At 42.8% G+C, this 9486-nt stretch carries 9 protein-coding genes; all 9 read left to right on the top strand.

The annotated features are described in order from the left end of the window. The first annotated feature begins 214 nt into the window (after positions 1 to 214). Positions 215 to 2290 (top strand): type I DNA topoisomerase, encoded by a 2076-nt coding sequence (gene topA / locus LQ216_RS12125; protein WP_230129575.1) that lies wholly within the window; start codon positions 215 to 217, stop codon positions 2288 to 2290. 332 nt (positions 2291 to 2622) lie between these two features. After that, entirely contained in the window at positions 2623 to 3930 is a 1308-nt protein-coding gene (gene trmFO, locus LQ216_RS12120) for an FADH(2)-oxidizing methylenetetrahydrofolate--tRNA-(uracil(54)-C(5))-methyltransferase TrmFO (RefSeq protein ID WP_230129574.1), read from the top strand. A 61-nt stretch (positions 3931 to 3991) separates the two neighbouring features. Next, positions 3992 to 4894 carry a tyrosine recombinase XerC gene (xerC, locus tag LQ216_RS12115; RefSeq protein ID WP_230129571.1) on the top strand — a complete coding sequence of 301 codons (903 nt, stop codon included), beginning with the start codon at positions 3992 to 3994 and terminating at the stop codon, positions 4892 to 4894. A 22-nt stretch (positions 4895 to 4916) separates the two neighbouring features. Next, on the top strand, positions 4917 to 5459 hold the full coding sequence (gene hslV, locus LQ216_RS12110) for an ATP-dependent protease subunit HslV (RefSeq protein ID WP_117305366.1): 543 nt from the start codon (positions 4917 to 4919) through the stop codon (positions 5457 to 5459). 18 nt (positions 5460 to 5477) lie between these two features. Then, positions 5478 to 6890: an HslU--HslV peptidase ATPase subunit gene (hslU, locus tag LQ216_RS12105; protein WP_230129568.1), complete on the top strand. Its 1413-nt coding sequence runs from the start codon at positions 5478 to 5480 to the stop codon at positions 6888 to 6890. Between the two features lie 67 nt (positions 6891 to 6957). Next, positions 6958 to 7737, top strand: coding sequence for a GTP-sensing pleiotropic transcriptional regulator CodY (codY, locus tag LQ216_RS12100; protein WP_230129566.1), 780 nt, complete (start codon positions 6958 to 6960; stop codon positions 7735 to 7737). Between the two features lie 539 nt (positions 7738 to 8276). Beyond that, on the top strand, positions 8277 to 8672 hold the full coding sequence (gene flgB, locus LQ216_RS12095) for a flagellar basal body rod protein FlgB (RefSeq protein ID WP_230129562.1): 396 nt from the start codon (positions 8277 to 8279) through the stop codon (positions 8670 to 8672). Beyond that, on the top strand, positions 8672 to 9136 hold the full coding sequence (flgC, locus tag LQ216_RS12090) for a flagellar basal body rod protein FlgC (protein WP_230129560.1): 465 nt from the start codon (positions 8672 to 8674) through the stop codon (positions 9134 to 9136). The genes flgB and flgC overlap by 1 nt, the downstream gene beginning before the upstream one ends. A 21-nt stretch (positions 9137 to 9157) precedes the next feature. Continuing rightward, positions 9158 to 9469, top strand: coding sequence for a flagellar hook-basal body complex protein FliE (fliE, locus tag LQ216_RS12085; protein WP_230129558.1), 312 nt, complete (start codon positions 9158 to 9160; stop codon positions 9467 to 9469). Positions 9470 to 9486: the final 17 nt, after the last annotated feature.

Here is a 9486-nt window from a genome sequence, read left to right as displayed (position 1 = left end):
GTGAAACTCTGGTTTCACATGAATGAGCCAAAATTAAATCATTAAATCATTAATTATATAGAAAAAACTATTTGATCATTCTTTCTCAAATTAGTTGAAATTTTTAAATAAAAATGTTGAAATAGACGATAAATGTTATAAAGCATTGACAAATGGATTTATTACGACTAATAATAGTGAAGATTTATATCACCTCGTGAGGAGGATTATTTGAATGTCAGATTACTTAGTGATTGTGGAATCACCCGCAAAGGCAAAAACAATAGAGCGCTATCTCGGAAAAAAATATAAAGTGAAGGCATCAATGGGACATATTCGCGATTTGCCGAAGAGTCAGATGGGCGTTGATGTCGAACATAACTTTGACCCGAAGTATATAACGATACGCGGCAAGGGCCCGGTATTGAAGGAATTAAAAACAGCCGCGAAAAAAGCAAAAAAGATTTACCTGGCGGCTGACCCCGATAGAGAAGGGGAAGCGATAGCCTGGCATCTAGCCCATAGCCTTAATGTGGATGTTACATCCGATTGCCGGGTCGTTTTTAACGAGATTACAAAGGATGCGATTAAGGAATCCTTTAAAACGCCAAGGCCGATTAACATGGATCTCGTGGATGCCCAGCAGGCGAGACGGGTATTGGACCGTTTGGTTGGCTACAACATTTCTCCGCTTTTATGGAAAAAAGTCAAAAAAGGATTGAGTGCGGGCCGGGTACAATCGGTAGCCGTAAGGATGATCATTGACCGTGAAAAGGAAATTAAGAAATTCATACCAGAGGAATATTGGACAATCAAAGCGGACTTTATAAAAAGGAAAGACCAGTTTGAAGGTTCTTTTTTCAGCATGAATGGTGATCGTGTTGAGCTTCATTCGGAAGATGACACCAAAAAGGTTCTCGGAGCAGTAAACGGCAACGAGTTTGAGATCGCCGCTGTTTCCAAAAAAGAAAGAAAGCGACATCCCGCCGTACCGTTTACGACTTCATCCCTGCAGCAGGAAGCAGCTAGGAAACTAAACTTCCGAGCCAGGAAGACAATGATGCTCGCGCAGCAGCTGTACGAGGGAATCGCGATCGGCAAGGAAGGAACAGTCGGTCTGATTACGTATATGAGAACCGACTCAACCCGCATTTCGGAAGTTGCCAAGGCTGAAGCAGCCGGCTATATCAAGAACGCATACGGGAGGGAGTTCATCCCGGATGAGGAAAGAAAAGAAAAAAAACAAAGTAATTCCCAGGATGCCCATGAAGCGGTCCGGCCTACTAGCACATTGCGGGACCCGGGATCGGTAAAGGAATATCTATCAAAAGACCAATTCAGACTGTATAAATTAATCTGGGAACGGTTTGTCGCAAGCCAGATGGCTTCTGCGGTAATGGACACGATGAGCATCGACCTTAAAAATGGAGAAGTCATTTTCCGTGCCAACGGTTCCAAGGTGAAATTCCCCGGGTTTATGAAGGTATATGTGGAAGGGTCAGACGATAACGTAGAAGAAAAAGAGAATATGCTGCCGGATATAGCGGTTGGTGAAAAGGTCGTCGTTAAGGACATCGAACCAAAGCAGCATTTCACACAGCCGCCTCCACGCTATACAGAAGCCCGTCTTGTAAAGACGCTTGAAGAGCTTGGAATCGGCCGTCCGTCTACCTATGCCCCTACATTGGATACAATCCAGAAAAGAGGCTATGTAGCTCTCGATAATAAACGCTTTGTCCCGACAGAGATGGGGGAGATTGTCCTGGAATTGATCCTTGAATTTTTCCCTGACATTCTTGATCTGGAATTTACAGCTAAAATGGAACAGGAATTTGATAATGTTGAAGAAGGAAATGTAGAGTGGATCAAGGTGATTGATAACTTCTACAGAGATTTCGAGACTCATCTAGTAAAAGCCGAAGCAGAAATGGAAAAAGTAGAAATCAAGGATGAACCGGCCGGTGAGGATTGTGAGAATTGCGGCAACCCAATGGTATTTAAAATGGGCCGTTACGGTAAATTCATGGCATGCAGCAATTTCCCCGACTGCCGGAATACGAAGCCGATCGTTAAAGAAATCGGTGTGAAATGTCCGAATTGTAAAGAAGGCAACATCATCGAAAGAAAAAGCAAAAAGCGACGGATTTTTTACGGTTGTGACCGTTACCCGAGCTGTGAATTCATTTCATGGGATAAGCCCCTCGCGCGTCCGTGTCCTAAATGTGCGGGTACTCTGGTAGAGAAGAAGCTGAAAAAAGGTGTACAGGTCCAATGTATGCATTGTGATTACAAAGAAACATCGCAAAGTTGACGAAAGGTGAGCATCCGCTCACCTTTTTGGCTTCGCAGAAAAGAAAGTATAACTTTTTTAACTTTGATAGATGTCCAGCTACGACGCACAGGACGTGGCGGTCTTAGTCGTTCTTCCTTACTTGCAAGGGCGCTTGCGCTTTTCTTATAATCACGAAACTTTTAACTTTATAAAACGTATTGTAAAATGTGCAGTGGACAAACTGCTTAATTCAGCTTAATTTCTCTTTGCTGAGAAGATCATAGAGGGAATCTCGTACGAAACAATCATGAGAGTAAAATAAATTTGTAAACCAATAAGTTTTATCATATGTTTACAGGGAGGTTCGTAAAATGAAAGAAACAACAGTGAACGTAATTGGAGCAGGACTCGCCGGCAGCGAAGCGGCCTGGCAGATTGTTAAAAGCGGATTGAAGGTAAAGTTGTATGAAATGCGTCCGGTGAAACAAACACCTGCCCATCATACGGATAAATTCGCTGAACTTGTTTGCAGCAACTCACTCCGTGCCAATACACTCACGAATGCGGTAGGTGTATTAAAGGAAGAAATGCGTCTGCTTGACTCTGTGATCATATCATCCGCAGATGCCTCTTCGGTCCCGGCAGGAGGCGCGCTTGCCGTGGATCGCCATGAGTTTGCCGGCAGAGTGACCGAATTGGTGAAAAATCATCCAAACGTGACCGTCGTTAACGAAGAAGTCACCGAAATACCGGAAGGTCCGACTGTCATTGCAACCGGTCCGCTGACAAGCCAGGCCCTTTCCAAAAAACTGCAGGAAATCATGGAGGAAGAGTATCTATACTTTTATGACGCAGCGGCACCCATTCTCGAAAAAGACAGCATAGACATGGACAAAGTTTATCTGAAATCCCGATACGATAAGGGAGAAGCTGCTTATCTGAACTGTCCGATGACAGAAGAAGAGTTCAACCGTTTTTATGAAGCGCTTATCGCAGCGGAAACGGTTCCTTTGAAGGAATTTGAAAAAGAAATCTTCTTCGAAGGCTGCATGCCGATTGAAGTCATGGCATCCAGAGGCAAAAAGACGATGCTGTTCGGACCGCTCAAGCCAGTAGGTCTAGAAGATCCGAAAACAGGAAAAAGACCATTTGCCGTCGTGCAACTAAGACAGGATGACGCAGCAGGGACTTTATATAATATTGTCGGTTTTCAAACACATTTAAAATGGGGGCCTCAAAAGGAAGTGCTTCAGTTAATTCCTGGTCTTGAGAATGCTGAAATCGTTCGTTACGGCGTAATGCACCGCAATACTTTTATTAACTCCCCTAAGGTTTTGCGCCCAACCTATCAGTTCAAGAACCGCGATGATTTGTTTTTCGCGGGACAGATGACTGGTGTAGAGGGATATGTTGAATCCGCGGCATCCGGCTTGATTGCGGGAATTAACGCGGCAAAAGTAGCACAGGGCCACGACCCGGTAAGCTTTCCCGCGGAAACGGCAATGGGAAGCATGGCTCGTTATATCACATCGACGAATGCGAAAACTTTTCAGCCTATGAATGCTAATTTCGGTTTATTTCCTGAGTTAGAAGTGAAAATTAAAGGTAAGATGGAGCGCAATGAAATGTATGCCGACCGTGCGCTAGAAACAATTCGGAATTTTGCGAAGAATTTGTAAAATGATTTGCTTGGGGTTTTAAAGTGTGATACTATTTAAAAGCCTTTGGGGGGTGAATATAATGACTATTGAGAACTCTTCCCTACAGTCTTTTATCGAATACTTACAAATTGAAAAAAACTGCTCACCATATACAATCGACCATTATACGCGAGATATAAATGAATTTCTCATGTTCATGTCTGAACAAGGAATCGACAATTTGCAGGCGGTTGAGTATTTTGACGCCAGATTATACCTTACAAAGTTGTATGACGATAATCTTTCGAAGCGTTCAATTGCCAGAAAGACATCGTGTCTGCGAAGTTTTTATAAATTTATGATGCGGGAAGTTCTTGTAACGGAGAATCCTTTTGCCCTCGTTTCACTGCCCAAAAAGGACCAAATGCTTCCAAGGTTCATGTACGAGGAGGAACTGGGCACCCTGTTTTCTTCGCTCAACAAGGATACACCGCTCGGTTTAAGGGATTCCGCCTTGTTAGAACTTCTTTATGCCACGGGTATCCGGGTCAGCGAATGCTGTGCTATTCAGATGCAGGATATCGATTTTTCCCTTGGGATGATTCTAGTTCACGGTAAAGGAAAAAAGGATCGTTACGTACCATTAGGCAATTTTGCCAAACAAGCTATCCAGATTTACATAAAGGAAAGCAGGGGGCAACTGCTGGATGGCAAGAACAAGTCTCATTCTCAACTGTTCGTCAACTTTCGCGGTGACGCTTTAACCCCAAGAGGAGTCCGTTATATATTAAATGGATTGATTAAAAAGGCAACTGGCGATGGCAGCTTGCATCCGCATATGCTCCGCCATTCCTTTGCTACACACTTATTAAACAACGGAGCTGATTTACGGACAGTCCAGGAATTGTTAGGCCATTCTAACATTTCTTCCACGCAGATTTATACTCATGTAACGAAGGAGCAGCTGCGTAAAGTATATAATGCCTCACATCCTCGGGCATAATCGCTTCTGAAAGGAGACTTTTATGAGTAATTTCCATGCAACGACTATTTTCGCGGTCCATCATAAGGGTGAATACGCCATGTCCGGGGACGGACAGGTGACATTGGGCAACGCTGTTGTGATGAAACACACAGCAAGAAAGGTAAGAAGGATCTTTAATGGAAATGTGCTTGCTGGTTTTGCCGGGTCTGTTGCTGACGCGTTTACACTATTTGAATTATTTGAAGCTAAATTGGAAGAGTATAACGGTAATTTACAGCGCGCGGCCGTAGAACTGGCGAAACAGTGGCGCAGTGACACTGTACTCCGAAAGCTAGAAGCGATGCTCATCGTCATGAATAAAGAAGATTTGTTGCTAGTTTCCGGCACGGGCGAAGTCATTGAACCGGATGATGGTATTCTTGCAATCGGTTCAGGCGGCAACTATGCACTTTCAGCCGGAAGGGCCTTGAAGCGTTTTTCAGGCGACCACTTAACCGCAAAAGAAATTGCACAGGCATCACTTCAAATAGCAGCCGAGATTTGTGTGTATACAAATACGAATATTATCGTAGAAGAGTTGTAAACGAAAGGAGTGGCAGGTATGCAAGGCAATAAAACTAATCTAACTCCAAGACAGATTGTCGAGAAGCTGGATCAATATATTGTAGGGCAGAATGATGCAAAGCGCGCAGTTGCGGTTGCGCTGCGCAATCGCTACCGCCGCAGTTTGCTGGATGACCGGCTTCGGGATGAAGTGGTACCGAAGAATATTTTGATGATCGGCCCAACCGGCGTTGGTAAGACCGAGATCGCGCGGCGCCTGGCTAAATTGGTAGGAGCGCCTTTCGTTAAGGTGGAAGCTACGAAATTTACCGAGGTCGGATATGTGGGAAGAGATGTGGAATCCATGGTACGCGACCTTGTCGAAACATCCGGCCGATTAGTCAAGGAGGAAAAGAAAGCGAGCGTCATGGAACTCGCTGACCAAAATGCTAATAAGAGACTTGTAGAGCTTCTCGTTCCCTCGGCAAAGAAACAGAATAATTTCAAGAATCCGTTAGAAGTACTTTTTGGTGGAGGCAATAACGGGCAGGCGGAAAATGACACGAGCAACGATGAAGAATTAAATTTGAAACAAAGAAGAAGGATCGTGGAAGATAAGCTGTTAAAGGGCGAATTGGAGAATGAGGTTATCACTGTTGAGGTGGAGGAACAGCAGCCGTCCATGTTCGATATGCTCCAGGGTTCTGGCATGGAGCAGATGGGTATGAATATGCAGGATGCTTTAGGCAGTTTGATGCCGAAGAAAAAGAAAAAGCGTAAATTGAAGGTTAGCGAAGCCCGGACAGTGCTTACGAATGAAGAAGCATCCAAGCTCATCGATATGGATGAAGTGACCCAGGAAGCGGTTCTCCGCGCAGAACAAACTGGCATCATCTTTATCGATGAAATTGATAAAATCGCCAGCAAACAATCAGGAGGCTCGTCGGCTGATGTTTCAAGAGAAGGCGTTCAACGTGACATCCTCCCAATCGTCGAAGGGTCGACGGTCGTAACCAAGTATGGCTCAGTTAAAACTGACCATGTTTTATTTATGGCAGCCGGGGCATTCCATATGGCGAAGCCTTCCGATTTAATCCCTGAATTGCAGGGAAGGTTCCCGATCAGGGTGGAACTAAAAAAACTGACCGTCGAAGACTTTGTCCGTATTTTGCATGAACCGGACAATGCCTTATTAAAGCAATATGTGGCATTGTTGGAAACAGAAGGTATAGAAATTGAATTTTCTGACGATGCTATTAATAAGATTGCCGAAGTTGCTTTCGAAGTGAATCAGAATACAGATAACATCGGCGCAAGAAGATTGCATACGATTATGGAGAGGCTGCTGGAGGATTTATCCTTTGAGGCGCCTGATATTACAATGGAAAAAATTACAATTACACCACAATATGTGGAAGAAAAGCTTGGATCGATTTCGAGAAACAAAGACCTAAGCCAGTTTATTTTGTAACTGTCGCTTCCATAATTATTTGCTAAAATAATATAGTACTTAAGTTTTATTAGGAGGAAATTTTGTAATGGATTTATTAGGAAAAACAAGAAAGATTAACGCCATGCTTCAAAACACTGCCGGCAAACCAGTCAATTTTAAAGAAATGGCAGAAAGCCTTACTGATGTAATTGAATCAAATGTTTTTGTAGTGTCCAGACGTGGAAAGCTTTTGGGATTTGCTATCAACCAGCAAATTGAAAATGAACGTATGGTTCAAATGCTAGAAGACAGACAATTCCCGGAAGAGTATACGAAAAACCTGTTCAATGTACAGGAAACATCTTCAAATCTCGACATTAATAGTGAGTACACAGCGTTTCCGATTGAGAATAAGGAATTGTTCGCAAGCGGACTGACAACGGTCGTGCCGATTATTGGCGGGGGCGAACGCCTCGGTACATTAATCCTGGCCCGTCTACAGGAAAAGTTTCATGATGATGATCTGATTCTTGCAGAATACGGCGCAACAGTAGTTGGGATGGAAATCCTTCGTGAGAAATCGGAAGAAATTGAGGAACAAGCTAGAAGCAAGGCAGTGGTGCAAATGGCGATCAGTTCACTTTCATACAGTGAACTTGAGGCAATTGAACATATTTTTGAAGAATTAAAAGGTAACGAAGGTCTCCTTGTTGCTTCAAAAATTGCGGACAGAGTCGGAATTACCCGCTCAGTAATCGTCAATGCCTTGAGAAAACTGGAAAGTGCCGGTGTCATTGAATCTCGCTCATTGGGTATGAAAGGTACGTATATCAAGGTTCTTAATGATAAGTTTCTCCTTGAATTGGAAAAGCTGAAAAACAATTAATAATCAGTAGAAGACAGTCCCTGTACTATTAGGGACTGTCTTTTTTTTTGGAAAAATAATAACTTTTTTAACTTTGACACATTTCTAGCTACGACGTACAGGACGTGACTTGCGCCGACGAAGACATAAAGACGTGGGTCTTAGTCGTTCTTCCTTATTTAGACGGCGCTTGCGCTTTTCTTACGACTACGGCTAATTGTGCTTAAAAGGTTCACCTATAACGAATATTTTCCGTATATATAGGTCTATAGACTTATATATTTGAAAAAAAAATGAAGTGTATTGTTACTCCTTAGAAAGTTTCCCGATTTTTAACGTATTTTGACTTGTTTTTAGAAGGAGAAATAGTATTATAATCCTTGTAGGGTAAAAACTGACAGGAATCGACAAAAATAGGACTTTTGGCACAGGGAGTTTTGTCGAGACTGCATAGACAGAGTGTTTGGTATTTATTACAATGGTTACTAGATTATGTTCATTAAGTTACAAGTTGAGTTATATGTAATATTTTTCATTGCTTATAAGGGGTGAACGGTTATATGAGTCTATTTTCGGGTACGATCCAGTCACTTGAAAATGCTTTGAATTATTCGAGTACAAAACAGAAAGTTATTTCACAAAACATTGCCAACGCTGATACACCACATTATAAAGCGAAAGACGTAAAGTTTAATAGCTCATTCCAAAATGAGCTCGAGTCATCCATCAACGCATATCGGACAGATAACAGACATTATGACTTTAAGATCGCGTCTACTACTCAATCAGGACTGATTACAAAAAACAATATGCAGTATAACAATAACGGAAACAGTGTGGATGTTGACCAGGAAATGAGTGATCTGGCTACAAACCAAATCTATTATAATGCGGTAACTGACAGGATAAGCGGGAAGTTTCAATCCATGCAGAACGTGATAAGGGGTGGTAAGTAATGGGCATGTTTACGGGCATGAACACAACAGCGTCTGCTTTAACAGCGCAACGCCTTAGAATGGATGTCATTTCTTCAAACATGGCGAACGCCGATTCATCGAGAGCAAGAATGGTTGGTCCTGATACATGGGAGCCATACCGGAGAAAGTCAGTTGTTCTGCAGCCTAACGAAGGCAGTTTTTCTAACTTTCTACATACAGCTATTGGCAGAAAAGGATCAAACACTGTCGGCAATGGTGTAAGAGTGTCTAGGATAGAGGAAGACGAGTCTACACCATTTAAACTGATATACGATCCGGAGCATCCAGATGCCAACGCGGAAGGCTATGTACAAATGCCAAATGTAGACCCCTTGAGGGAAATGGTGGACTTAATGAGTGCTACTCGTTCCTATGAAGCGAACGTTACCGTTTTTAATGCATCTAAGGGCATGATGATGAAGGCGCTTGAAATAGGCAGATAGGATAGATAGGAGATGGATAATATGCAAGGAATTACCTTTACTCCAGTAAACGGGGTTTTTAAGACAAATACTGAGGGTGCACAGACCCTTCCAAATACACCATACGAAGCTCAGCAAAGTTTTGCGTCCGCATTAAAGGAATCTATTAATAAAGTAAATGAAGCACAAGGCGCCTCTGATCAAGTGACCGAAAGGATGGCAAGAGGCGAGAATGTCGATTTACATCAGGTAATGATTGCGTCCCAGAAGTCGAGTATAACGATGTCGGCAGCTTTAGAGGTTCGGAATAAAGTAGTCGAAGCATATCAGGAAATGATGAGAATGAGCATTTAGGTTTCATCTTAAAAAAC

This window comes from Bacillus sp. CECT 9360, from assembly GCF_918741275.1.
Classification (GTDB): Bacteria; Bacillota; Bacilli; order Bacillales; family DSM-1321; genus Peribacillus.
This window is presented reverse-complemented; position numbering and strand designations above follow the sequence as displayed.